At 65.5% G+C, this 24,349-nt stretch carries 17 protein-coding genes and 3 rRNA genes; 2 read left to right on the top strand and 18 right to left on the bottom strand.

Annotated features, from left to right (window positions below; all coding sequences use genetic code 11):
• Nucleotide 1: 1 nt before the first annotated feature.
• From rrf to tyrS, 4 genes are all read right to left on the bottom strand, one after another.
• Nucleotides 2-118, bottom strand: a 5S ribosomal RNA gene (rrf, locus tag H521_RS0120085).
• Between the two features lie 216 nt (nucleotides 119-334).
• A 23S ribosomal RNA gene (locus tag H521_RS0120080) occupies nucleotides 335-3,441 on the bottom strand.
• Between the two features lie 472 nt (nucleotides 3,442-3,913).
• Nucleotides 3,914-5,441 (bottom strand): 16S ribosomal RNA (locus H521_RS24620).
• The 16S, 23S and 5S rRNA genes sit together here, the layout of an rRNA operon.
• A 523-nt stretch (nucleotides 5,442-5,964) precedes the next feature.
• Complete coding sequence (gene tyrS / locus H521_RS0120070) at nucleotides 5,965-7,266, bottom strand: tyrosine--tRNA ligase (RefSeq protein WP_022894795.1); 1,302 nt, start codon at nucleotides 7,264-7,266, stop codon at nucleotides 5,965-5,967.
• A gap of 108 nt (nucleotides 7,267-7,374) precedes the next feature.
• Between tyrS and H521_RS0120065 the strand changes: the two genes are divergently transcribed.
• Both H521_RS0120065 and H521_RS0120060 read left to right on the top strand, forming a co-directional pair.
• Nucleotides 7,375-7,980, top strand: coding sequence for a hypothetical protein (locus tag H521_RS0120065; protein WP_022894794.1), 606 nt, complete (start codon nucleotides 7,375-7,377; stop codon nucleotides 7,978-7,980).
• Nucleotides 7,977-8,579, top strand: a complete 603-nt coding sequence (locus tag H521_RS0120060) for a hypothetical protein (protein WP_022894793.1) — start codon at nucleotides 7,977-7,979, stop codon at nucleotides 8,577-8,579. The genes H521_RS0120065 and H521_RS0120060 overlap by 4 nt, the downstream gene beginning before the upstream one ends.
• A gap of 62 nt (nucleotides 8,580-8,641) precedes the next feature.
• On the opposite strand, the gene H521_RS0120055 is transcribed toward H521_RS0120060, so the two are convergent.
• The 14 genes from H521_RS0120055 to H521_RS0119990 all read right to left on the bottom strand — a co-directional run bounded on the left by H521_RS0120055 (nucleotide 8,642) and on the right by H521_RS0119990 (nucleotide 24,086).
• The gene (locus H521_RS0120055) at nucleotides 8,642-9,244 is read right to left on the bottom strand and encodes a DNA-3-methyladenine glycosylase (protein WP_026482525.1); all 603 of its coding nucleotides are present in this window, start codon (nucleotides 9,242-9,244) and stop codon (nucleotides 8,642-8,644) included.
• Nucleotides 9,245-9,255: 11 nt separating this feature from the next.
• The gene (argH, locus tag H521_RS0120050; RefSeq protein WP_022894791.1) at nucleotides 9,256-10,716 is read right to left on the bottom strand and encodes an argininosuccinate lyase; all 1,461 of its coding nucleotides are present in this window, start codon (nucleotides 10,714-10,716) and stop codon (nucleotides 9,256-9,258) included.
• Entirely contained in the window at nucleotides 10,716-11,645 is a 930-nt protein-coding gene (gene argF / locus H521_RS0120045) for an ornithine carbamoyltransferase (RefSeq protein ID WP_022894790.1), read from the bottom strand. Before argF ends, argH begins: the two co-directional genes overlap by 1 nt.
• Before the next feature lie 21 nt (nucleotides 11,646-11,666).
• The gene (locus H521_RS0120040; protein WP_022894789.1) at nucleotides 11,667-12,860 is read right to left on the bottom strand and encodes an acetylornithine transaminase; all 1,194 of its coding nucleotides are present in this window, start codon (nucleotides 12,858-12,860) and stop codon (nucleotides 11,667-11,669) included.
• Entirely contained in the window at nucleotides 12,857-13,756 is a 900-nt protein-coding gene (argB, locus tag H521_RS0120035; protein WP_022894788.1) for an acetylglutamate kinase, read from the bottom strand. The genes H521_RS0120040 and argB overlap by 4 nt, the downstream gene beginning before the upstream one ends.
• A gap of 2 nt (nucleotides 13,757-13,758) precedes the next feature.
• Nucleotides 13,759-14,910 (bottom strand): bifunctional glutamate N-acetyltransferase/amino-acid acetyltransferase ArgJ, encoded by a 1,152-nt coding sequence (gene argJ, locus H521_RS0120030; protein WP_022894787.1) that lies wholly within the window; start codon nucleotides 14,908-14,910, stop codon nucleotides 13,759-13,761.
• Nucleotides 14,907-15,950: an N-acetyl-gamma-glutamyl-phosphate reductase gene (gene argC, locus H521_RS0120025; protein ID WP_022894786.1), complete on the bottom strand. Its 1,044-nt coding sequence runs from the start codon at nucleotides 15,948-15,950 to the stop codon at nucleotides 14,907-14,909. Before argC ends, argJ begins: the two co-directional genes overlap by 4 nt.
• Before the next feature lie 296 nt (nucleotides 15,951-16,246).
• Nucleotides 16,247-18,772, bottom strand: coding sequence for a phenylalanine--tRNA ligase subunit beta (gene pheT / locus H521_RS0120020; protein ID WP_022894785.1), 2,526 nt, complete (start codon nucleotides 18,770-18,772; stop codon nucleotides 16,247-16,249).
• Nucleotide 18,773: 1 nt separating this feature from the next.
• A complete protein-coding gene (gene pheS / locus H521_RS0120015; protein ID WP_022894784.1) occupies nucleotides 18,774-19,814 on the bottom strand; it encodes a phenylalanine--tRNA ligase subunit alpha in 1,041 nt (346 codons plus the stop codon).
• Nucleotides 19,815-19,869: 55 nt separating this feature from the next.
• Nucleotides 19,870-20,796 carry an amino acid ABC transporter permease gene (locus tag H521_RS24615; protein ID WP_022894783.1) on the bottom strand — a complete coding sequence of 309 codons (927 nt, stop codon included), beginning with the start codon at nucleotides 20,794-20,796 and terminating at the stop codon, nucleotides 19,870-19,872.
• A complete protein-coding gene (locus H521_RS0120005) occupies nucleotides 20,793-21,440 on the bottom strand; it encodes an amino acid ABC transporter permease (protein WP_022894782.1) in 648 nt (215 codons plus the stop codon). The genes H521_RS24615 and H521_RS0120005 overlap by 4 nt, the downstream gene beginning before the upstream one ends.
• Before the next feature lie 67 nt (nucleotides 21,441-21,507).
• Nucleotides 21,508-22,374 carry a glutamate ABC transporter substrate-binding protein gene (locus H521_RS0120000; RefSeq protein WP_022894781.1) on the bottom strand — a complete coding sequence of 289 codons (867 nt, stop codon included), beginning with the start codon at nucleotides 22,372-22,374 and terminating at the stop codon, nucleotides 21,508-21,510.
• Nucleotides 22,375-22,428: 54 nt separating this feature from the next.
• Nucleotides 22,429-23,217 (bottom strand): amino acid ABC transporter ATP-binding protein, encoded by a 789-nt coding sequence (locus H521_RS0119995; RefSeq protein WP_022894780.1) that lies wholly within the window; start codon nucleotides 23,215-23,217, stop codon nucleotides 22,429-22,431.
• Between the two features lie 56 nt (nucleotides 23,218-23,273).
• The gene (locus H521_RS0119990; protein ID WP_022894779.1) at nucleotides 23,274-24,086 is read right to left on the bottom strand and encodes a TrmH family RNA methyltransferase; all 813 of its coding nucleotides are present in this window, start codon (nucleotides 24,084-24,086) and stop codon (nucleotides 23,274-23,276) included.
• Nucleotides 24,087-24,349 lie beyond the last annotated feature (263 nt).

Below are 24,349 nucleotides of genomic sequence, written 5' to 3'. Positions count from 1 at the left end.
TGTCCGGCGGTGTCCTACTCTCCCACAGGGTCACCCCTGCAGTACCATCGGCGCTGCGAGTCTTAGCTTCCGGGTTCGGAATGTGTCCGGGCGTTTCCCTCGCGCTATGGCCGCCGAAACTCTTGCCACACCACAGCCCGCCAACCATGCGGTTGGGGTGGGTGTGTGGTCTCGGTGACCGCATCAACCAGAACCCGTGGGTTCGGTGGTGCGGGTACAACTGTGTTGAATTGTGTTGGGTTTCCGTCTGAAGGGAACCACAGAGTGGACGCGAGCAATCTTGGCCACACACACGGCCTTTACATGAAATGTGTTCAAACGTGTGAGTGTAGTGATTGTCAAGTTATCGGCTTATTAGTACCGGTCAGCTCCGAGAGTCTTTAGTCCTCTCTTCCACATCCGGCCTATCAACCCAGTCGTCTGGCTGGGAGCCTCTCACCCCGAAGGGTATGGAAATCTCATCTCGAGGCCGGCTTCCCGCTTAGATGCTTTCAGCGGTTATCCATCCCGAACGTAGCTAACCAGCGGTGCTCCTGGCGGAACAACTGGCACACCAGAGGTTCGTCCAACCCGGTCCTCTCGTACTAGGGTCAGATCCTCTCAAATTTCCTACGCGCGCAGCGGATAGGGACCGAACTGTCTCACGACGTTCTAAACCCAGCTCGCGTACCGCTTTAATGGGCGAACAGCCCAACCCTTGGGACCTACTCCAGCCCCAGGATGCGACGAGCCGACATCGAGGTGCCAAACCATGCCGTCGATATGGACTCTTGGGCAAGATCAGCCTGTTATCCCCGAGGTACCTTTTATCCGTTGAGCGACAGCGCTTCCACAAGCCACTGCCGGATCACTAGTCCCGACTTTCGTCCCTGCTCGACCTGTCAGTCTCACAGTCAAGCTCCCTTGTGCACTTACACTCGCCACCTGATTGCCAACCAGGTTGAGGGAACCTTTGGGCGCCTCCGTTACTTTTTGGGAGGCAACCGCCCCAGTTAAACTACCCACCAGGCACTGTCCCTGAACCGGATCACGGTTCGAAGTTAGATATCCAGAGTGACCAGAGTGGTATTTCAACATTGACTCCACCGACACTAGCGTGCCAGCTTCAAAGTCTCCCACCTATCCTACACAAGCCACACCGAACACCAATACCAAGCTGTAGTAAAGGTCACGGGGTCTTTCCGTCCTGCTGCGCGTAACGAGCATCTTTACTCGTAATGCAATTTCGCCGAGTTCGCGGTTGAGACAGCTGGGAAGTCGTTACGCCATTCGTGCAGGTCGGAACTTACCCGACAAGGAATTTCGCTACCTTAGGATGGTTATAGTTACCACCGCCGTTTACTGGGGCTTAAATTCTCAGCTTCGCCTTGCGGCTAACCGGTCCTCTTAACCTTCCAGCACCGGGCAGGCGTCAGTCCGTATACATCGTCTTGCGACTTAGCACGGACCTGTGTTTTTAGTAAACAGTCGCTTCCCACTGGTCTCTGCGGCCCTGCAGCGCTTCCCTCAGCTAGTGAGTTCACGCCTTAGGCCCCCCTTCTCCCGAAGTTACGGGGGCATTTTGCCGAGTTCCTTAACCACGATTCTCTCGATCTCCTTGGTATTCTCTACCTGACCACCTGAGTCGGTTTGGGGTACGGGCGGCTAGAACCTCGCGTCGATGCTTTTCTCGGCAGCATAGGATCACCAACTTTTTATCCGCATCGTGTCTCAGCCTTGATGAGCGACGGATTTGCCTATCGCTCGGCCTACGCACTTGCCCCGGGACTACCATCGCCCGGGATCGGCTACCTTCCTGCGTCACACCTGTTAATACGCTCACTCCACCAGATGGGGTCGCATGCCGCCCCGCGATCGTCCCCGAAGGGATCCACACGGCTTGGGATGCTTAGCACTCCTGATTTCATGTGGGCGGTTCTTCGCCGGTACGGGAATATCAACCCGTTGTCCATCGACTACGCCTGTCGGCCTCGCCTTAGGTCCCGACTTACCCAGGGCAGATTAGCTTGACCCTGGAACCCTTGGTCTTCCGGAGGACGGGTTTCTCACCCGTCTTTCGCTACTCATGCCTGCATTCTCACTCGTGTGGCCTCCACGGCTGGTTCACACCGCCGCTTCGCTGGCCACACGACGCTCTCCTACCCATCAACACGGCTGGACCACGAAGGCCTACCATTAATGTCAATGCCACAACTTCGGTGGCGTGCTTGAGCCCCGTTACATTGTCGGCGCGGAATCACTTGACCAGTGAGCTATTACGCACTCTTTCAAGGGTGGCTGCTTCTAAGCCAACCTCCTGGTTGTCTGTGCAACTCCACATCCTTTCCCACTTAGCACGCGCTTAGGGACCTTAGTTGGTGGTCTGGGTTGTTTCCCTCTCGACGATGAAGCTTATCCCCCACCGTCTCACTGCTGCGCTCTCACTTACCGGCATTCGGAGTTTGGCTGACGTCAGTAACCTTTTAGGGCCCATCGGCCATCCAGTAGCTCTACCTCCGGCAAGAAACACGCAACGCTGCACCTAAATGCATTTCGGAGAGAACCAGCTATCACGAAGTTTGATTGGCCTTTCACCCCTATCCACAGCTCATCCCCTCCATTTTCAACTGAAGTGGGTTCGGTCCTCCACGACGTCTTACCGTCGCTTCAACCTGGCCATGGATAGATCACTTCGCTTCGGGTCTAGGACCTGCGACTGAATCGCCCTATTCAGACTCGCTTTCGCTACGGCTGCCCCTCACGGGTTAACCTCGCCACAAATCACTAACTCGCAGGCTCATTCTTCAAAAGGCACGCTGTCACCCCTACAAGGAGGCTCCAACGGTTTGTAAGCAAACGGTTTCAGGTACTATTTCACTCCCCTCCCGGGGTACTTTTCACCTTTCCCTCACGGTACTTGTCCGCTATCGGTCATCTGGGAGTATTTAGGCTTATCAGGTGGTCCTGACAGATTCACGCGGGATTTCTCGGGCCCCGCGCTACTTGGGATACCTCTCCGGGCCGCCAGGCATTTCGACTACGGGACTCACACCCACTCCGGTCCGGCTTTCAATCCGGTTCGTCTATACCTGACGCGTCACCGTGACTGCACGGCAGTACAGTCCGAAAGGTCCCACAACCCCGACCATGCAACCCCTGCCGGGTATCACACATGGCTCGGTTTAGCCTCTTCCGCGTTCGCTCGCCACTACTGACGGAATCACTGTTGTTTTCTCTTCCTGTGGGTACTGAGATGTTTCACTTCCCCACGTTCCCTCTACCCGCCCTATATATTCAGGCGGGAGTCACCAGGTCACCCAAAGGGCCTGGCGGGGTTTCCCCATTCGGAAATCCTCGGATCACAGCTCGTTTATCAGCTCCCCGAGGCTTATCGCAGATTACGACGTCCTTCTTCGGCTCCAGATGCCAAGGCATCCACCGTTTGCTCTTAAAAACTTGAAATCACATGAGATCGAATCGTGCAACACCACCCAAAGGCGATGCTGCGAAATTGACCAGTGAACACACCAAACAACACCCCGAAGGATGCCCTTTGGCGATTCACCTTTTGTGAAACAGCCTCGAAAGGCTATTTCTAAGATGCTCGCGTCCACTATGTAGTTCTCAACAGACGGCCAGAACCCCCACCACAACCGAATCAAAACCATCGGCAACAGTGAAGGCCTGAAGAAACCATCACCCCCACACCCCGAAAGGCGCAGAGTTGTCCGGTCCCTCAGGACCCAACAGCGTGCACGTGCCAGCCTCCCCCGACCAAACCCTTCCAATCACCCACAAGTGAGCAACGTACTAAATCCAGTCGAAATCAACCAGCACCTATGTCAATGTTCCACCCATGAGCAACCAGCGAGCCACAAAGGACCCGATCTGGTCTGCACTGCGAACATCCGAAGACATCCGAGTTGCTCCTTAGAAAGGAGGTGATCCAGCCGCACCTTCCGGTACGGCTACCTTGTTACGACTTAGTCCTAATCACCGATCCCACCTTCGACAGCTCCCTCCTTGCGGTTAGGCCACTGGCTTCGGGTGTTACCGACTTTCATGACTTGACGGGCGGTGTGTACAAGGCCCGGGAACGTATTCACCGCAGCGTTGCTGATCTGCGATTACTAGCGACTCCGACTTCATGAGGTCGAGTTGCAGACCTCAATCCGAACTGAGACCGGCTTTTTGGGATTCGCTCCGCCTTACGACATCGCAGCCCTTTGTACCGGCCATTGTAGCATGCGTGAAGCCCAAGACATAAGGGGCATGATGATTTGACGTCATCCCCACCTTCCTCCGAGTTGACCCCGGCAGTCTCATATGAGTTCCCACCATTACGTGCTGGCAACATACGACGAGGGTTGCGCTCGTTGCGGGACTTAACCCAACATCTCACGACACGAGCTGACGACAACCATGCACCACCTGTAACCGAGTGTCCAAAGAGTTCCACATTTCTGCGGCGTTCTCGGTTATGTCAAGCCTTGGTAAGGTTCTTCGCGTTGCATCGAATTAATCCGCATGCTCCGCCGCTTGTGCGGGCCCCCGTCAATTCCTTTGAGTTTTAGCCTTGCGGCCGTACTCCCCAGGCGGGGCGCTTAATGCGTTAGCTACGACACGGAAACCGTGGAAAGGTCCCCACATCTAGCGCCCAACGTTTACGGCGTGGACTACCAGGGTATCTAATCCTGTTCGCTCCCCACGCTTTCGCTCCTCAGCGTCAGTTACGGCCCAGAGAACTGCCTTCGCCATCGGTGTTCCTCCTGATATCTGCGCATTCCACCGCTACACCAGGAATTCCATTCTCCCCTACCGCACTCTAGTCTGCCCGTACCCACTGCAGACCCGAGGTTGAGCCTCGGGATTTCACAGCAGACGTGACAAACCGCCTACGAGCTCTTTACGCCCAATAATTCCGGACAACGCTCGGACCCTACGTATTACCGCGGCTGCTGGCACGTAGTTAGCCGGTCCTTTTTCTGCAAGTACCGTCAAGGAGCAAGCTCCCCTTCTTCCTTACTAAAAGAGGTTTACAACCCGAAGGCCGTCATCCCTCACGCGGCGTTGCTGCATCAGGCTTGCGCCCATTGTGCAATATTCCCCACTGCTGCCTCCCGTAGGAGTCTGGGCCGTGTCTCAGTCCCAGTGTGGCCGGTCACCCTCTCAGGCCGGCTACCCGTCGACGCCTTGGTGAGCCATTACCTCACCAACAAGCTGATAGGCCGCGAGTCCATCCCAGACCGAAAAACTTTCCACCCAAAACCATGCGGTTCCAGGTCCTATCCGGTATTAGCTCCGATTTCTCGGGGTTATCCCAGAGTCCAGGGCAGGTTACTCACGTGTTACTCACCCGTTCGCCACTAATCCACCCAGCAAGCTGGGCTTCATCGTTCGACTTGCATGTGTTAAGCACGCCGCCAGCGTTCGTCCTGAGCCAGGATCAAACTCTCCAAAAAAACTGGTTCCAACACCCCCCAAAAGAGGCATTGAGAGTTTCAATCACTGACAGAGAAACAACTGACTACTTAGAATCAAATTGTCCATCAATCAAAGGAATCCATACCCACTCCAAAGGAGCAAGCTGGGGTTCAATAAAATTGGCATTGAACATAGTGCACGCTGTTGAGTTCTCAAGAAACGGACGCACCCGGTGCTCGAACCTGATCGATTCGAACTGCCGGAGCTCTTCGTTCTCACTCGGGCATCCTTCACAGGACGGAACCGAACGCTTCAAACGCAGTGAAGACATCGTCTTCATGGTTTGGGATCTTCGTGCCACTTGAGGCCGATGAGCTGGATGCTTACTAGCAGTTCCGCTCTTTCGCTCCTGTGGGGCAACGAGTGATTACATTACGGGGATTCTGGGGGTCGTGCAAGTTCCGGCTGCATCCCGGGCGTGTCGCGTTGTCCGCCCAGAAAACACAAGGGCTCCGGCACACACCGAGGTGTGCGCCGGAGCCCTGAGCGATGGTCTTTCGACTACTCCACGAAGATGCCGGCGAGCGTCTTCTTGCCGCGGCGAAGCACCGCCATGCCGCCGGACGCGACGCGCCCGGCGAGCGTCGCGGATTCATCGTCGATGCGCACGTTGTCGAGCGAGACGCCACCCTGCGCGATGGCGCGTCGGCCCTCGCTCTGGCTCGAGACCAGTCGGGTGTCGACGAGCAGCTGCACGATCGAGGCATCCGGCGCCGCAGTCGTGTTGGGCAGTTCGCGAAGCGCCGCCTCGAGCGTCTCGGGATCGAGCGACGCGAGGTCGCCCTGCCCGAACAACGCGCGCGACGCCGCGATGACCGCGGCCGTGGCATCCGCGCCGTGCACCAGGGTGGTGACCTCGGTGGCGAGCACTCGCTGTGCTTCGCGCTTGTACGGCTCGACTTCGACGAGCTGAGCAAGCTCCTCGATGCGCTCACGGCTCAGGAAGGTGAAGATCTTCAGACGCTCGATGACATCGGCATCGTCGGTGTTGAGCCAGAACTGGTAGAACGCGTACGGGCTGCACATCGCGGCATCCAGCCAGATCGCATTGCCTTCGCTCTTGCCGAACTTCGTGCCGTCGGAGTTGGTGACGAGGGGGGTGCCGATGGCATGCGCACTCGCGCCCTCGACGCGGTGGATGAGATCCGTTCCGCTCGTAAGGTTTCCCCACTGGTCGCTGCCGCCGGTCTGCAGCACGCAGCCGTACTGTCGGTAGAGCTCGAGGAAGTCGAACCCCTGCAGGATCTGGTAGCTGAACTCGGTGTAGCTGATGCCGGCGTCGGAATTCAGCCGGGACGCGACCGCGTCTTTCTTGAGCATCGTGCCGACGCGGTAGTGCTTGCCGACGTCGCGCAGAAAGTCGATCGCCGAGAGACCGCTGGTCCAGTCGAGGTTGTTGACGAGCCGAACGCCGTTCTCGCCCTCGGCAGAGAGGAACCGGGAGATCTGCCCCTGCAGGTACCCGACCCACTCCGCGACGGTCTCCTTCGTGTTGAGCGTTCGTTCGGCCGTGGGCCTCGGGTCGCCGATCAGGCCGGTCGATCCGCCGACGAGGCCGAGCGGCTTGTGGCCGGCCAGTTGGAGCCGCCGCATCACGAGCAGTTGCACGAGGTTGCCGAGGTGCAGACTCGGAGCCGTGGGGTCGAATCCGCAGTAGTAGGTGATCGCCCCGCCCGCGAGCATCTCTTTCAACGCCGCCTGGTCGGTCGACACATGCACGAGGCCGCGCCACACGAGTTCTTCCCAGACGTCTGAGAAGGAGGCGTCGTTCTGCTGGGTACTGAGGATCACCGGGTCTGACACCCAGTCAGGGTATCAGCGAGCGGATTAGGTTCCATCTCTAACCACCTCTCGATTAATGGTATATGCTTATTCATAGCTGAATGAAGTCTGCAAGCTGAAGGAGTGGACATGATCGTCGTCACCGCCGACCAGGTCGCCAGTCGCACGAACGCCGATATCGCCGGTTCCGAACGCGATCGAATCCAGCGAGCGCACGGCGAGCATCTCCTGCTGCCGGTCGCTCGCAACGCCGGCGACGAGATCCAGCTGCTCACCCGCGACGCCAGAACGGTCGTCGAGGTCGTCTTCGAACTCACCCGCGACGGCGCCTGGAGCGTCGGCATCGGATGCGGCGACGTGCGGGATCCCCTGCCCGCCGACATCCGGGAGGCGAGCGGCGAGGCGTTCTTCGCGGCACGCGACGCGGTCGAGCGCGCCAAGAAGAACTCGCCCCGGCTCGCGATCGAAGCAGCACATGACGATGCCGCGCACGTCGAAGCGCTCTTCAAGCTCGCCCTGCTCCTGCGCGAGCGCCGCTCCGATCAAGGCTGGGAGGTCTACGACCGAATCGTCGCAGGTGCGATGCAGTCGGAGATCGCCGACGAGCTCGGCGTCAGCGCTCCGGCCATCAGCTCGCGAATGAAGTCGGCGAACATCCGTGCGGAGCTCGACGCGGTGCCCGCGCTCGCTAGGCTGCTCGAGAACCTCGACCGCTCGACGGGAGCCCGTGCATGAACTTCTTCGTCATCGCCGAAGCCATCACCTGGTCGGCCCTCGTGGTCGCGCTGCTCGGTGCCGCCGCTCTCTCGGTGCTCGCCTACCTTCGACCTCGTCGCGCCTACATCTGGTTCGCAGCCGGCGCCCTCGCCGCGGCACTCCTCGCGGCCGCGACCGCGAGCGAACCGGCGCAGTTCGGCCTCGCCCCCCTCGTCACCGTGCTCGGTCTCGTCATCGCCGTCTTCGGCGGTAGCCCGGCGGCCGCCACCGCCCTCGACCTCGCGATGGGAGGCACGGTCGCACCCGGCCTCCACGGCGGCATCATCGTCGCCGAGAAGCGATCGGCCGATGAGGAGCACCGAGGCGTGCAGTCCAGCACACGTCGCGAGGTCCTGCGCGGCGGTCTCACGATCGGCGTGCTCGAACGCATCGCCTCGGCCGGGGCCATCATCGCCGGATTCCCCGAAGCCCTCGCGATCGTCGTCGCGGTCAAGGGCGTCGGGCGGTTCACCGAACTCGAGGCACCAGAGGCACGTGAGCGGTTCATCATCGGCACCTTCGCGAGCCTCATCTGGGCTTGCGCTGCCGCGCTCGTCGTGCATCTCGCGGTGCGCTGAGCCGCAAGGCCCCGGGAACGGCGCGGCCGACATGTCGCCGCGCCGCCGCGGCAGCACCGCCGTCATTCCGCGGCGAGCTTGTGCCGGCGATACGGCGAGACGCCCTCGTCACCGGGGATCCAGAACCGCCAGGGATACTGCGCCCCGCCGCCTGCTCCCCCGACGCCGGTACGCGGTCCGCTCGCGTGATGCAGGGGCATCCGCGGCACTCGAAGGGCGAACGGGGCGGCGAGCAGATCGCTGCCGTCGGCGACGAGCGGCACGCCCAACGCTTTCGCCAGTCTGCCGGGCCCACGCGCCAGATCGCGGTCGTTGACGTTCGGTCGCCGATGGCGGGCGAGCTCGATGCCCTCGACGATCGTGCCGCCGCGCATGAGCACTCCCGATGAAGAACCGGTCGGCCGGGCGACGATATTCAGGCAGACGTGCATCCCATAGCTGAAGTACGCGTACAGGTGCGCCGGGGCTCCGAACATCACCTCGTTGCGCGGCGTCCGGCCCCCGAACGCATGCGAACCGGGGTCTTCGCCGACACCCCGGTACGCCTCGAGCTCCGACAGCCGAATCGCGACCCGGCCGTCGGGCGCGTCGTAGCTCAGCACCGCTCCCAGCAGGAGCGGTGCGAGCACGACCGGGTCCTGTTCGAAGAACTCCCGGTCGGGAATGACGAGTTCGCTCAGCTCCGTGCCTTCGGCAACGCGGCGACGAGGTGGCGCACCCGCTCGGCCAGGTGGGCGAACTGCTCGGCGACGCGAACCGGTGCGGTGCCGCCGATGCCGTCGCGGCTCGCGACCGACCCCTCGACCGTGAGCACCTCGCGCACGTCGGGCGTGAGCAGCGGCGAGATCGCCGCGAGCGCGTCGTCATCGACCGCGTCGAGATCGAGCGAGTGCTCTTCGGCGTAGCGCACGAGCGCTCCGGTGATCTCGTGCGCGTCGCGGAACGGCACCCGTCGCTTGACGAGCCACTCCGCGACATCCGTCGCCAGGGAGAAGCCGGCCGGCGCGAGCTCTGCCATGCGCTCGGTGTGAAAGGTGAGCGTGGCGACCATGCCGGTGAACGCCGGCAGCAGCACCTCGAGCGTCTCGACCGAGTCGAAGACCGGCTCCTTGTCCTCCTGCAGGTCGCGGTTGTACGCGAGCGGCAGTGCCTTGAGCGTGGCGAGCAAGCCGGTCAGGTTGCCGATGAGCCGACCGGCCTTGCCGCGCGCGAGCTCGGCGATGTCGGGGTTCTTCTTCTGCGGCATGATCGACGACCCCGTCGAGTAGCCGTCGTCGAGGGTGACGAAGCCGAACTCGCGCGTGTTCCAGAGGATGATCTCTTCGGCGAACCGCGAGAGGTCGATGCCGATCATCGACGTCACGAAGGCGAACTCGGCGACGACATCGCGGCTCGATGTGGCGTCGATCGAGTTCTCGGCCGGGCTCGCGAGGCCGAGGTCACGGGCGACGGATGCCGCGTCGAGACCCAACGTCGACCCGGCGAGCGCTCCCCCGCCGTAGGGCGAGACGTCGACCCGCTTCGTCCAGTCGACGAGCCGCTCGAGGTCTCGGGAGAGCGCCCAGGCGTGCGCGAGCAGGTGATGCGCGAGCAGCACCGGCTGCGCGTGCTGCAGGTGGGTGCGTCCGGGCATGATCGCCGTGCGATGCGCGTCGGCCTGCGCGGCGAGCGCGTCGATCAGGTGCACGACGTCACGACCGATCGTCGCGGCGTGGTCTTTCAGGTAGAGCCTGACGAGCGTCGCGATCTGGTCGTTGCGGCTGCGGCCGGCCCGCAGCTTGCCGCCGAGCTCGGGACCGACGATCGCGATGAGCGCCGTTTCGAGCGCCCCATGCACGTCTTCGTCGGTCTCGGCGGCGACGATCTCACCCGAGTCGACGCGCGCCTCGAGCGTGTCGAGACCGGCGAGCATCGTCTCGAGCTCATCGGCAGCGAGATAGCCCGCGGCAGCCAGTGCGCGCGCGTGGGCTCGAGAGCCCGCGAGATCGTAGCCGGCGAGCTGCCAATCGAAGTGCGTCGACTTCGACAGACGCTGCAGCTCGGGTGACGGGCCGGTCGCGAACCGCGCTCCCCAGAGCGAGCCCTCGTTGGTGCCATGGGCGTCGGCCGTGTTCGATGCGTCGTTGATGTCGCCCATCAGGCGTCCTTCCTCGCGAGCAGCCAGACCAGCAGCGCCTTCTGCGCATGCAACCGGTTCTCGGCCTCGTCCCAGATGATCGATTGCGGGCCGTCGATGACCTCGGCGGTCACCTCGTAGCCCCGGTCCGCGGGCAGGCAGTGCATGAACGCGGCATCGGGCGCCGCGAGCGACATGAGTTCGGCGTCGACTTGATAGGCGCCGAACGTCGCGACGCGATGCGCCTTCTCCTCCTCTTTGCCCATCGACACCCAGGTGTCGGTGACCACGACATCGGCGTCCGTCACCGATTCGCGTGCGTCGGTCAGCACCGCGACCGAACCGCCCGTGCCGGCAGCGACGCGCTCGGCGTCGGCGACGACGGATGCCTCGGGCGCGAACTCCGCCGGAGCGGCGACGCGGATGTGCATACCCGCCGTGGCGCAGGCGAGCAGGTACGACTGCGCCATGTTGCTGCGGCCGTCGCCGAGGAAGGTGACGGTGAGGCCCGCGAGCCGGCCCTTGTGCTCGCGGATCGTGAGCAGGTCGGCGAGCAGCTGGCAGGGATGGAAGTCGTCGGAGAGCGCGTTGACGACCGGAACACTCGTGCCGGCGGCCATCTCTTCGAGCCCGGCCTGGGCGTAGGTGCGCCAGACGATCGCGGAGACCATGCGTTCGAGCACGCGCGCCGTGTCGGAGGGAGTCTCCTTGCCGCCGAGCTGGCTGCTGGCCGTCGAGATGATGAGCGGCGAGCCACCGAGGTCGGCGATGCCGACCGCGAACGAGACGCGCGTGCGGGTCGAGGACTTGTCGAAGATCACGGCGACGGTCTGCGGGCCGGCGAGCGGAGTCTGCGACCAGCGGTCGGCCTTCAGCTGCAGGGCGAGATCGAGGATCTCGGACTGCTCGGCCTGGGTGAGGTCGTCGTCCCGGAGGAAATGGCGGGTCATGTGGTTCGTCCGTTTCGTGGTTCAGGTCGAGTCGTGGTGAGCACCGGCGAGCGCGCGCGCGAATCGCGCCTCGAACTCGTCGATCTCGGCGTCGCCGATGATGAGCGGCGGAGCGATGCGGATGGTGTGGTCGTTGGCGGCGTTCACGATGAGCCCTTCGCGCATGGCGTGTGCGACGACCGCACCGGCGTCGGGTTCGGTCAGCGCGACGCCGATGAGCAGGCCGCGGCCGCGCGTGCCGCGTACGAGCGGCGACCCGATGGCCTCGATGCGCGCCCGTAGCTGCGGCCCCCTGGCGGCGGCGTTGGCGACGAGGCCTGCACGCTCGATCTCGCCGAGCACCGCGTTCGCGACCGCGGTCGCGAGCGGGTTGCCGCCGAAGGTCGAGCCGTGCTGCCCCTTTCGGAAGAGCTCCGACGCATGCCCGAAGGTGACGAGCCCGCCGATCGGCATGCCGCCGCCGATGCCCTTGGCGACGGTGATCGCGTCGGGCGTGATGCCTGCGTGCTGGAAGCCGAACCACTCGCCGGTGCGCCCGGCGCCGGTCTGGATCTCGTCGACGATCAGCAGCGCGCCGTGCCGGTGCGTCAACTCGCGGGCCGCCCGCAGGAAGCCCTCGGGCAACTCGACGACGCCGGCCTCGCCCTGGATCGGTTCGACGAAGACAGCGGCGACGGCGTCGTCGACGGATGCCTCGAGCGCCTCGATGGTCGCCGGAATGTGCTCCACTCCGCCGGCCATCGGCTCGAACGGCGCCCGCATGTGCGGCTTGCCCGTGAGCGCGAGCGAACCCATCGTTCGTCCGTGGAAGGCATCGACGAGGGCGAGGATGCGCGTGCGCGCCCCGCCCGAGTTGTTCAGCCGGGCGAGCTTGAACGCCGCTTCGTTGGCCTCTGCGCCCGAGTTGCCGAACCACGCGCGCCCATCGGGCTCGGCGCCCGCGAGTCGCACGATGCGTTCAGCAAGTTCGAGTGCCGGCTCGGTCGTGAAGTAGTTCGACACGTGCGCGAGCTTCGACGCTTGAGCGGTGATGGCCTCGACGAAGACCGGATGCGCGTATCCGAGCGAGTTCACCGCGATGCCGGCGAGGAAGTCGAGGTAGGTCGTGCCCGCGGCATCCGTCACCCAGGCACCCGATCCGTGCTCGAGCTTCGCGAGCGGCATGCCGATCGATCGCATGACCCGCTGGTCGAAGCGCTGCTGCCAGTCGCTCATGCCGCCACCACCTCGGTGCCGATGCCCGACTGAGTGAAGACCTCGAGCAGGATCGAATGCGGCACCCGGCCGTCGATGATCGCCGCCTTCGCGACGCCGCCCTCGACGGCCTCGAGACAGGCCGACATCTTCGGGATCATGCCCGATTCGAGACTCGGCAGCAGTTCGACGAGGGCCGGCACATCGATGACCGAGACGAGCGAATCCCGATTCGGCCAGTCACGGTAGAGACCCGCGACATCGGTCAGGATCACGAGCTTCGCGGCACCGAGCGCAACCGCGAGCGAGGCCGCGGCGGAATCGGCGTTGACGTTGAGCGACTGCCCGGTGACATCGCCGTCGGGGGCGATCGAGGAGACCACCGGGATGCGTTCGGCGGCGAGCTCGGCCAGCACCGCCGCGGGGTCGACGGCCACGACGTCGCCGACGAGCCCGAGGTCGACCTCTTCACCGTCGACGACGGCGCCGCGGCGCCGCCCCGTGAAGAGGCCGGCGTCTTCGCCCGAGAGCCCCGACGCGAGCGGGCCGTGCTCGTTGATGAGCGAGACGAGCTCTCGGTTCACCTGGCCCGAGAGCACCATGCGCACGACATCCATCGTCTCGGGAGTGGTCACCCGGTAGCCGCCGCGGAACTCGCTCGGGATGCCGAGCCGCTCGAGCATCGCCGAGATCTGCGGACCGCCGCCGTGCACCACGACGGGCTTGATGCCCGCGTAGCGCAGGTAGACCATGTCTTCGGCGAACGCGCGCTGCAGCTCGGGGCTGACCATGGCGTTGCCGCCGAACTTCACCACGATCGTCTCACCGTGGAATCGCTTCAGCCAGGGCAGCGAATCGATCAGCACCTGCGCTTTCGCGGCGGCGTCGTTGGTGTCGGGTTCTGTGTCGTCGCTCATGCTCAACTCGCGTAGGCGCTGTTCTCATGCACGTAGTCGTGCGTGAGATCGTTCGTGAAGATGGTGGCGGATGCCGCGCCGGCGTGCAGCTCGATGAGCACGTGGGTCGCACGCGGGGTGAGATCGACCTGATCGCGAGGGGCATCGGGCCGACCGGCGTGGCAGACGCGCACCCCGTTCATCGAGACGTCGACGAGGTAGGGGTCGAACGGTGCCGAGGTCGTGCCGATCGCGGCGAGCACCCGGCCCCAATTCGGGTCGTTGCCGAAGATGGCGGCCTTGAAGAGATTGTTGCGCGCGACCGAACGGCCGACCTCGACCGCGTCGTCTTCGGTCACCGCGCCGACGACCTCGATCGCGATGTCGTGGCTCGCGCCCTCGGCGTCGGCCTGCAACTGCAGCGCCAGGTCGCGGCAGGCCTCGGTCAGTGCCGCGGTGAAGTCGGCCAGATCGGGCGTCGCACCCGAAGCGCCCGACGCGAGCAGGGAGACCTGGTCGTTCGTCGACATGCAGCCGTCGGAGTCGAGCCGGTCGAAGGTCACCCTGGTCGCGGCGCGAAGGGCGGTGTCGAGGTCGGCGGCCGGCAGCGCGGCATCCGTCGTCACCACCACCAGCATCGTCGCGAGACCGGGTGCCAGCATGCCGGCACCCTTCGCGATGCCGCCGATCGACCAGCCGTCGCCCGCGACCACGGTCTGCTTCGGCTTCGTGTCGGTCGTCATGATCGCGCGGGCGGCATCGTCGCCGCCGTCGGGCGAGAGGCGCGCGATCGCCGACAGCACGCCCTCTTCGAGGATCTCGCCGTCGAGCTGGTCGCCGATGAGTCCCGTCGAGCAGACCAGCACATCGCCGGCGGCGACGCCGAGCCCCGAGGCGGCGGTCTCGGCCGTGCGGTGCGTGACCTGGAAGCCCTCAGGGCCCGTGAAGCAGTTGGCGCCACCCGAGTTCAGCACGATCGCCGAGACGATGCCGTCGGCAGCGACCTGCCTCGACCAGATGATCGGGTTCGCCTGCGCACGGTTGGCGGTGAACACGACCGCGGCCTGCTGGGCCGGCCCGCGGTTCACGATCAGCGCGAGGTCGAGTGCGCCGGTGCGCTTGATGCCTGCAGCGACTCCGGCCGCCTCGAAGCCGAGCGGATGGGTGACGGTCACGGTGCGACTCCGTTCACGGGCAGCCCGGTCGACTCGGTGAGGCCGAGGGCGATGTTCGCGGACTGGATGGCGGCACCCGCGGTGCCCTTGACGAGGTTGTCGACCGCGGCGATCACGACGACGCGGCCCGCATTCTCGTCGATCTGCAGTCCGAGCAAGGCCGTGTTGGCGCCGAGCACATCGGCGGTGCGAGGGAATTGACCGTCTGGCAGCAACTGCACGAAGCGTTCGCCGGCGTAGGCGTCTTCCCAAGCGGCGCGAACCGTCGCGGCATCCGTGCCCGGCACGATTCTCGCCGTCGAGGTCGCAAGGATCCCTCGCGACATCGGCACGATGACGGGAGTGAACGAGATCGTCGGGTGCGCACCGCCCGCCCAGCGCAGCGCCTGCTGGATCTCGGGGATGTGCCGGTGCACTCCCCCGACGGAGTACGGGTTGGCCGAGCCGAGCAGCTCGGAGCCCAGCAGGTGCGCCTTCAGGCTCTTGCCCGCGCCGGAGGGCCCCACCGCGAGCACCGAGACGAGGTCGGCGGCCTCGATGACCCCAGCCCGGATGCCGGGAGCGAGCGAGAGGGCGACCGTCGAGGCGTTGCAGCCCGGTGCGGCGATGCGCTTGGTCTTCGCGAGCCGGTCACGCTGGGTGCCCGACAGCCGCGGAAGCTCGGGAACGCCGTACGTCCACGCACCGTGGAAGTCGCCGCCGTAGAAGGCAGCCCAGTCGGCCTTGCTCTCGAGGCGGTGGTCGGCTCCGCAGTCGATGACGAGAGTGTCGGGTGCGAGCTGAGCGGCGATCGCACCGGATGCCCCGTGCGGAAGCGCCAGGAACACGATGTCGTGCCCGGCGAGATTCTCGGCCGTCGTGTCTTTCAGCGTGAGGTGCGTGTAACTGCGCAGGTGCGGCTGCACCGCGACGAGCGGCTGACCGGCGTTGGAGTGCGCGGTGACCGTGCGCACGTCGAAGTGTGGATGATCGGCGAGCAGGCGAAGGATCTCGCCCCCCGCATAGCCGGACGCGCCGGAAACGGCGACGGTGAACGTCATGGTTCCACCTTAAAGGTCGAAGTGGTCGAGGTTGGCTCCCGGCGACGCACACGACCTGAAAGGTCGAAGTGGTCGAGGGATGGCTCCGGCGACACCTGCCGACGGCCTCATCGCCGCATGCTGGGTCGCCTAGAGTCGGCGCTCGCCACGACGTCGGCTGCGCACCACGACGACACGCGTGACGCGTGCGGGGGCTGCGAACCGAGCGGCGGACATGGTGCGACCCTATCGGGCGCGTGCCGCACGGCGCAAACGCGCGGCCAGCATGTGTCATGCCCGGCCGCGCGCTCGGTCGATCATTCGCGAACGGATGCCCCGAAACGCTCGTGTGCGAGCGCCGCCCCGGCGAGCTTCGCCTCGCTCGCCTCGGACGCCGTCAGCGTGCGGTCGGCCGCACGGAACCGCAGCGCGAACGTCAGGCTCTTCGCGCCCGACGGCACTCCCTGCCCGCGGTAGTCGTCGACGATCGTGATCTGCTCGAGCAACGCGCCCGCGCCCTCGCGCACGGCATCGGCGACCTCGGCTGCGGCCACCTCGACCGGCACGATGAGCGAGAGGTCTTGCGTCGCCGCGGGCAGCGTGCCGATCGTGCCCGCCTCGACGATCGGCTCGGTGAGCGCGATCACCGCATCGAGATCGAGTTCGACGAGCGCGACGACACGCGGCAGGTCGGCATCGGCGGCGAGGCTCGGCAACAGCTCCCCGGCGAAGCCGACGGCGGTGCCGGCCACGCGCAGCTCGGCCGTGCGGCCGGGATGCAGCGCCCTGTGCGAACCGTGCACGACGTCGATGCGAGCACCGGTCGCGAGCTCGACCTGGCGCACCACATCGAGTGCGTCGGCGATGCCGGCAGGCACGGCGGCCTGGCCGGGTTGCTTCGACACCGCGTCGCCCACGATGAGCGCGCCGAGGTGACGGGGCTGCGGCGGAATGCCGGCGTCGAGCGCCGCGAGCACCTCGTCGCTCGGTTTCTCGTCGCCGACGGGCAGCGAGGGCGAGCCGTAGCTCCGGCCGGGCTCGGGCAGGAACACCGTGCCGATCTCGAAGAGTGCGAGATCGGTGAGTCCGCGAGAGAGGTTGCGCCGTGCGGCACCGATCAGTCCCGACATGAGCGAGCGACGCAGGAACGGCGCGGTCTGGTCGAGCGCGTTCGCGATGCGCACGGATGCCACGGGTGAGCCGTCTGCGCTGCCGAACACGGCGTTGTCGTCAGCCGCCACGAACGGGAACGACAGCACCTCGGTCGCGCCGGCGGCGGCGAGAGTGTCTGCCGTGCGGCGACGCAGCCGCTGCGAGCGAGTGAGCCCGCGCCCGGGAGGGGCGACGGGGAGCACCGACGGAATGCGGTCGTAGCCGATCAGCCGGGCGACCTCTTCAGCGAGCTCTTCGCGACCCGTGAGGTCGGGACGCCATGCCGGGGGCACGACCGAGAACCCGCCGTCGACGGGCGTGATCGCCCCGCCGATCTCGGCGAGCGCATCGTGCACCTCGTCGTCGGTGTACTCGACGCCGATGATCGTGCTCACGAAGCCGTGCGGCAGCACGATCGCCTGCCGTGCCGGCGTCGTCTGGATGAGTGAACCGCCCTCGTCGACCGTTCCACCGGCGAGATCGACCATGAGCTGGGCGACGCGCGACACCGCGGCCGCCGCGATCTCGGGGTCGACTCCCCGCTCGTAGCGCTTGGCCGCCTCGCTCGGCAGCTTGTGACGGCGAGCGGTGCGGGCGATCGACACCGGGTCCCAGTTGGCGGCTTCGACGAGCACGTTGCGGGTCTCGTCGCCCATCTCGGTCTCGGCACCGCCCATGACGCCGCCGAGGCCGATCGGCCCGCGGTCGTCGGTGACGACGAGGTCTTCGACGTGGAGCGTGCGCTCCTTGCCGTCGAGGGTGGTGAACTTCTCGCCCTCCGCGGCGCGTCGCACCACGATGCCGCCGCGGAGCTGGTCGAGGTCGTAGCCGTGGATCGGCTGGCCGAGCTCGAGCATGACGTAGTTCGTGATGTCGACGAGCACCGAGATCGAGCGGATGCCGGCGAGCTTCAGCCGGGCGATCATCCACGCCGGAGTCGGGTGGGAGGGGTCGACGCCGCGCACGATGCGCGTGGCGAAGACCGAGGATCCCACCTTGCCGCGGATCGGGGCTGCGTCGTCGATCACGACGGAGAACGCATCGTCGGCGACCTCCGCTGGCGCAGCCTGCTCGACCGGGTCGCGGAAACGGGCCCCGGTCGCGTGAGCGTACTCGCGAGCGACACCACGGATCGAGAACGCGTAGCCGCGATCGGGGGTGACGTTGATCTCGATCGCGGCGTCGTCGAGGCCGAGAAGGGCGATCGCGTCACTGCCGACCGGGGCATCGAGGCCCAGCGTCGAGAGCCGGAGGATGCCGTCGTGCTCTTCGCCGAGCCCGAGCTCTCGCGCCGAGGCGATCATGCCGTCGGAGACATGTCCGTAGGTCGTGCGCGCGGCGATCGGGAACGGGCCGGGCAGCACGGAACCCGGCAGGGTCACCACGACCTTGTCACCGACGAAGAAGTTGCGGGCACCGCAGACGATGCCGTGCACGGCGGGGCCACCGTCGGCTGCCGTCTCGTCGTCGGGCGCGACCCGAACCTGGCACCAGCGGATCGTCTTGCCGTTCGTCTGCGGTTCCTCGACGAACTCGAGCACCTCGCCCACGACGATCGGACCCTGCAGGTCGAAGGTGTGCACGTCTTCTTCTTCGAGACCGACCTTGACGAGGGCGGCATGCACCTCTTCGGGCGTCGTACCGGGCACGAGTTCGACGTACTCGGCGAGCCAGCTGAGCGGCACCCTCATGTCAGACCACCATTCCGAACTGCTGGGAGAAGCGGATGTCTCCCTCGACCATTTCGCGCATGTCCTGCACGTCGTTGCGGAGCATCAGCCCGCGCTCGATGCCCATGCCGAAGGCGAACCCCGTGTAGATCTCGGGATCGATGCCGGCGGCCTTCAGCACGTTGGGGTGCATCATGCCGCAGCCGCCCCACTCGATCCAGCGCGGCCCGTCTTTGAACGTCGGGTGCCAGAAATCGAGCTCGGCAGACGGCTCGGTGAAGGGGAAGTAGCTCGGGCGCAGGCGGATCTTCGCCTCGTCGCCGAAGATCGACTTCACGAAGTGATCGAGGGTGCCCTTGAGGTGCGCCATCGTGAGGCCCTTGTCGACCGCGACTCCCTCGAACTGCATGAACACGGGCAAGTGCGTGGCATCGAACTCGTCGGTGCGGTACACGCGGCCCGGGGCGAGCACGTAGAGGGGCAGTTCGCGCTCGAGCATCGAGCGGATCTGCACCGGGCTCGTGTGCGTGCGCAGCACGAGGTGCGCCTCGGGCGGGTCGACGAAGAACGTGTCCTGCATGGCGCGCGCCGGGTGGTCGGCATCGAAGTTCAGGGCGTCGAAGTTGAACCACTCGCTCTCGACTTCCGGGCCCTCGGCGACCTCCCAGCCCATGCCCGTGAAGACGTCGCACACGCGGTCTTGCAGCAGGGTGAGCGGATGCCGCGCACCCGCGCGGTACCGCGAGGCGAGCGCTGTGACATCCACAGCCTCGGCCTCGAGCTGCGCTGCTGCCTCGGCCTGGACGATCTCAGCCTCGCGCGCAGCGAACGCCTGGTTCACGCGGCCGCGGGCGCCGCCGACGAGCTTGCCGAGGGCGGCCTTCTGGTCGTTCGGCACGTTGCGCAGCTCGGCGTTCAGGAGCGCGAGGGCGGACTTCTCGCCCGTGTGCTCGGTGCGGACCTGCTTCAGCGCGGCTGAGTCGCCGGCCGACGCGATGGCCGCGAGGGCTGCGTCGACCGCCGTCTGGACGGCGTTCTCGGTGATTTCACGGGGCTCGGACACGAAGAACGAGTCTAGTCGTGCCGGGCCACCGCATCGTCGTTCGACGAGCTGACAACTATGGAGTGCCGCGCTGATCTTCGGACTGTCGAGCTGCGGCCGAGGCCTGCGCAACGAGCATCGCCTGGTTGGGGTCGTCTGGGTCGAGGCGTGCGCCCGACGACTTCGACGCCGTGCGCTTCGACAGCCACCGCGCGAACGATGACAACGACAGGTTCATGATCAGGTAGAGCACGAGCGTGACGACGAACAGGGAGAACAGGTAGCGATTGCCGTAGAAGCTCGCGAGGTTGTTCATGTTGACGCGCAGCAGTTCGACGTAGCCGACGATGTAACCGAGCGAGGTGTCTTTCAGCAGCACCACGAGCTGCGCCACGATGATCGGCAGCATCTGCCGGAATGCCTGCGGAAACTCCACGAGCATCTTCGACTGCAGCGGACGCATACCGAGACTCAGGCCGGCCTCGCGCTGACCGCGCGGCAGCGCCACCAGCCCGGCGCGCAGCGCCTCGCCGATGAGCGCGCCGTTGTAGAGGGAGAGCGCCACCACGACGGCCCAGAACGCCCCGGTGCTCATGACGAGCAGGATGAACAGCATCATGAGCAGCACTGGCATGCCGCGGAGGAACTCGAGCACGACCGCCGTTGGCACACGGATCCAAGCGGTCTCGGCACTTCGCAGCAGTGAGAAGAGGATGCCGAGGGCGATCGCGAAGACCGCGGCGGTGAGGGCCGCCTTCAGCGTGCCGACCACACCCTCGAAGATGATGAACGACCACACTTCGGGGTCGGCGAAGATGTCCCACCGGCTCGGGTCGAAGTACCCCGGCAGGGTGATGCCGCCGCTGTCGCGCGGAGCGGCGAGGATGAGGACGATCCACGTCAGCCCGGCGAGGATGACGACGCCCGCGACGATCGACAGGATGAGCGACAGCCGCCGTGCCTTGGGGCCTGGGGCGTCGAAGAGAACGCTCGCGCCGCTCATCGCTGCACCACCCACTTCCGTTCGAGTTGGCCCGCGAGAATGCCGAGCGGCACCGTGATCACGAGATAGAGGGTGGCTGCGGCCAGCAGGATCGCGAGCACCGCGTTGCCGTTGGCATTGGCGATTTCACGCGTCGCGGCGAAGAGCTCGAACACGAAGAATCCGCCGGCGACGGAGGTGTTCTTGGTGAGGGCGATGAAGACGTTGATGAGCGGCGGGATCGTCATGCGGAACGCCTGCGGCAAGACGATGAGGCCGACGGTCTGGCCGAAGCCGAAGCCGAGACTCCGCGCAGCCTCCGCCTGACCGACCGGCACGCCGTTGATGCCGGATCGAAGCGCCTCTGCGATGAACGGCGAGGTGTAGACCGAGAGGCCGATCGTCGCGGCCGTCGCATAGTCGAGTCGGGAACCGATGTACGGCAGGATGATCGCGCAGAAGAACAGCACGAGCGTGAGCGGCGTGTTGCGCACGAGCTCGGTGTAGACCGTGGCGAAGCCACGCAGCGAGGCGACCGGGGAGATCCGCATCGCGGCGATGATCGTGCCGAGCACGAGTGCCGCGAGGCCGCTCACGACGAGCAGTCGCAGCGTCATGCCGAACCCCTCGAGGTAGGTCGGCAGGTTATCGATGACGGCGTCCACACGCCTCCGTTCGGGATCTCAGGTGGATCGGTGTGGCCCGGGCACCGCGTGCCCGGGCCACGATCGATCAGTAGCGGTCGACTGCGGGCGGCTCGACGAACGGGAGAACGGCGCCGGCTGTCGACTCCCATGCCTCCTCGTAGCGGCCGTCTTCGTAGGCCTCCTCGAGCACATCGTTGATCCAGTCGCGGAACTCGGTGTCTTCGAGCGCGAGGCCGATGCCGTAGGGCTCTTCAGTGAAGGGCTTGCCGACGACCTTGAACTCGCCCTCGTTCTGCGCGGCGAGGCCGGCGAGGATGACGTTGTCGGTCGACACCGCGACGACCTGGCCGCTGCGCAGCGGCTCGAGGCAGTTGGTGTAGGTGTCGGTTTCGAGCACCTCGGCGCCGAGTTCCTTCAGGTTGGCCGCGGGGGTGGACCCGGTGACCGAGCACACGGGCTGGCCGACGAGATCTTCTTCGCTCTTGATGTCGTCGTTGTCGGCGAGCGTCAGGATCGACTGACCGGCGAGGTAGTACGGCCCGGCGAACGAGACGACCTCCTTGCGCTTGTCGTTGATCGTGTACGTCGCGACGACGATGTCGACATCACCGTTCTGGATGAACGGCTCGCGGTTCGCGGAGACGGTCTCGACCCATTCGATCTTGTCTTCGGCGATGCCGAGTTCGCCCGCGATGATCTTCGCGATCTCGACGTCGAAGCCCTCCGGCGCACCCGACGGGCCCTTGAGGCCGAACAGCGGCTGGTCGAACTTGGTGCCCACCGTGATGGTGCCGGCCTCGGCCAGCGTCTCCATCGTGCTGCCGGCCGCGAACGTGGGTGCAGGCTCGGCCGTCGGCTCCTCGGTGGCTTCGCCGCCGCCGCCGGCGCAGCCGGCCAGCGCGAGCGCCGACACCGCAGCTGCTGCGACGAGTGCGATTCTCATGCGTTTCATGTCTCTGCCTCTTCTCCTGTGTGATGGTTCCTCGCCGCTCGTGGCAGCGCAGGTCTAGTGTTCGAGGATCTTCGAGAGGAAGTCCTGCGCCCGCTCGGACTGCGGGTTGTCGAAGAACTCGGCGGGCGTCGCCTCTTCGACGATCTTGCCGTCGGCCATGAAGAGCACGCGGTCGGCGGCCTTGCGGGCGAAGCCCATCTCGTGTGTGACGACGATCATCGTCATGCCGTCTTTGGCGAGGCCGATCATGACGTCGAGCACTTCGTTGATCATCTCGGGGTCGAGCGCGCTCGTGGGCTCGTCCATCAGGATGAGCTTCGGGTTCATCGCGAGCGAGCGCGCGATGGCGACTCGCTGCTGCTGACCACCCGAGAGCTGGGCCGGCAGCTTCTTGGCCTGATTCGCCACGCCGACGCGCTCGAGCAGCTGCATGGCCTTCGCTTCGGCGTCTTTGCGCGACATCCGCTTCACCTTGATGGGTGCGAGCGTGATGTTCTCGAGCACCGTCTTGTGCGCGAACAGGTTGAACGACTGGAAGACCATGCCGACATCGGCGCGGAGGCGAGCGAGCGCAGCGCCCTCTTCGGGCATCTTCTCGCCGTCGATCATGATCGAGCCCGAGTCGATGGTCTCGAGACGGTTGATCGCGCGGCACAGGGTCGACTTGCCCGAACCGCTCGGCCCGATGACGACGACGACCTCGCCGCGGTTGACGACGGTGTTGATGTCGTTCAGCACGTGCAGATCGCCGAAGTGCTTCTCGACGTGCTCGACGACGACGAGTGGTTCGCCGCGACGCACGGAGATGTTCGAGGTCGGCGGGGCGGGCTGGGTTGGCTCCATAACCCCAAAACTAGGGCCAGCAGCGACCGCGCGACAAGCTGCGACGCGGTGGTTACCTAACCGTGATGCGCGCTGCGCTGCGCGAAGGCGCTCTCATAGAGGCAAACGGATGCCGCGGTGGCGAGGTTCATCGATTCGGCGTGACCGTAGATCGGCACCGTCACGGCACGATCGGCGAGCTCGAGCTGCTCGTCGGGCAGGCCGCGCGCCTCGTTGCCGAACACCCATGCGGTGGGTTGTGCGAGCACGCCGTCGTTGCGGGCGGCCAACAGGTCGTCGCCCTTCACGTCGGCGGCCAGCACCGTGAGCCCCGCGGCCCTGGCCCGAACGAGCACGTCTTCGAGCTCGGCGCCGATGGCGACGGGCAGGTGGAAGATCGAGCCGGTCGACGATCGCACGACCTTCGGGTTGTACAGATCGACCGTGCGCCCGGTGAAGATGACGGCGTCGGCGCCCGCGGCGTCGGCTGCGCGCACGATCGTGCCCGCGTTGCCGGGGTCGCGCACCTCTTCGAGGATGGCGACGAGCTTGGGGCCCGCTGCGAACACGTCTTTGACGGCCGTGGGGAACTGGCGGCAGACCGCAACGAAGCCCTGGGGGGTCACAGTGTCGGCCATCGAATCGAGCACTTCTTCGGTGACGTACTCGATCTCGATGCCGGCGGCCTCAGCGGCGGCGGTGATCTCGTCGTATCGCTCGAGCGCGGTCGGTGTCGCGAACAGCTCGACGACCAGCTGCGGGCGGAACGTGAGCGCCTCGGCGACGGCCTGTGGTCCCTCGAGCAGGAACAGCCCGCTCTCGGCGCGTGCCGCCTTCTTGGCGAGCTTCGCGACGGCGCGGACGCGCGGCGATCTGGGGTTCTCGAGCATGCACCCATCCTATTCGCCCATTCCGACGACGCTTTCCGGGCTGGAGGGCCCGTGCGCGGCATCCGCCACGGCGCGAAATGTCGTCGGAACGCTCCGCTACGCAGAACGGCCCGGCATCCACGCAGTGGGTGCCGGGCCGTTCGAAGTGCTGTAGTGCTGAAGTGCTCGCTTACGCGGCGGTCTTCGGTGCCGAGGTGTCGGCCGCCGAAGAATGCAGCGCCTTCTTACGCGGCGGTCTTCGGTGCCGAGGTGTCGGCCGCCGA

The organism is Agromyces subbeticus DSM 16689 (genome assembly GCF_000421565.1).
Taxonomy (GTDB): Bacteria; Actinomycetota; Actinomycetes; order Actinomycetales; family Microbacteriaceae; genus Agromyces; species Agromyces subbeticus.
The sequence above is the reverse complement of the archived record's forward strand: the minus strand, read 5'-3'. Positions and strand labels throughout refer to the sequence as shown.

Bases quoted from the DNA above. Each gene is read 5' to 3' on its own strand.
- H521_RS0120040 (WP_022894789.1), bottom strand. From the start codon at position 12,860: ATGAGCGACTGGCAGCAGCGCTTCGACCAGCGGGTCATGCGATCGATC.
- argF (WP_022894790.1), bottom strand. From the start codon at position 11,645: ATGACCCGCCATTTCCTCCGGGACGACGACCTCACCCAGGCCGAGCAG.
- H521_RS0119995 (WP_022894780.1), bottom strand. From the start codon at position 23,217: ATGGAGCCAACCCAGCCCGCCCCGCCGACCTCGAACATCTCCGTGCGT.
- H521_RS0119990 (WP_022894779.1), bottom strand. From the start codon at position 24,086: ATGCTCGAGAACCCCAGATCGCCGCGCGTCCGCGCCGTCGCGAAGCTC.
- pheT (WP_022894785.1), bottom strand. From the start codon at position 18,772: ATGAGGGTGCCGCTCAGCTGGCTCGCCGAGTACGTCGAACTCGTGCCC.
- H521_RS0120000 (WP_022894781.1), bottom strand. From the start codon at position 22,374: ATGAAACGCATGAGAATCGCACTCGTCGCAGCAGCTGCGGTGTCGGCG.
- H521_RS0120060 (WP_022894793.1), top strand. From the start codon at position 7,977: ATGAACTTCTTCGTCATCGCCGAAGCCATCACCTGGTCGGCCCTCGTG.
- H521_RS0120065 (WP_022894794.1), top strand. From the start codon at position 7,375: ATGATCGTCGTCACCGCCGACCAGGTCGCCAGTCGCACGAACGCCGAT.
- H521_RS24615 (WP_022894783.1), bottom strand. From the start codon at position 20,796: ATGAGCGGCGCGAGCGTTCTCTTCGACGCCCCAGGCCCCAAGGCACGG.
- argC (WP_022894786.1), bottom strand. From the start codon at position 15,950: ATGACGTTCACCGTCGCCGTTTCCGGCGCGTCCGGCTATGCGGGGGGC.
- argB (WP_022894788.1), bottom strand. From the start codon at position 13,756: ATGAGCGACGACACAGAACCCGACACCAACGACGCCGCCGCGAAAGCG.
- argH (WP_022894791.1), bottom strand. From the start codon at position 10,716: ATGGGCGACATCAACGACGCATCGAACACGGCCGACGCCCATGGCACC.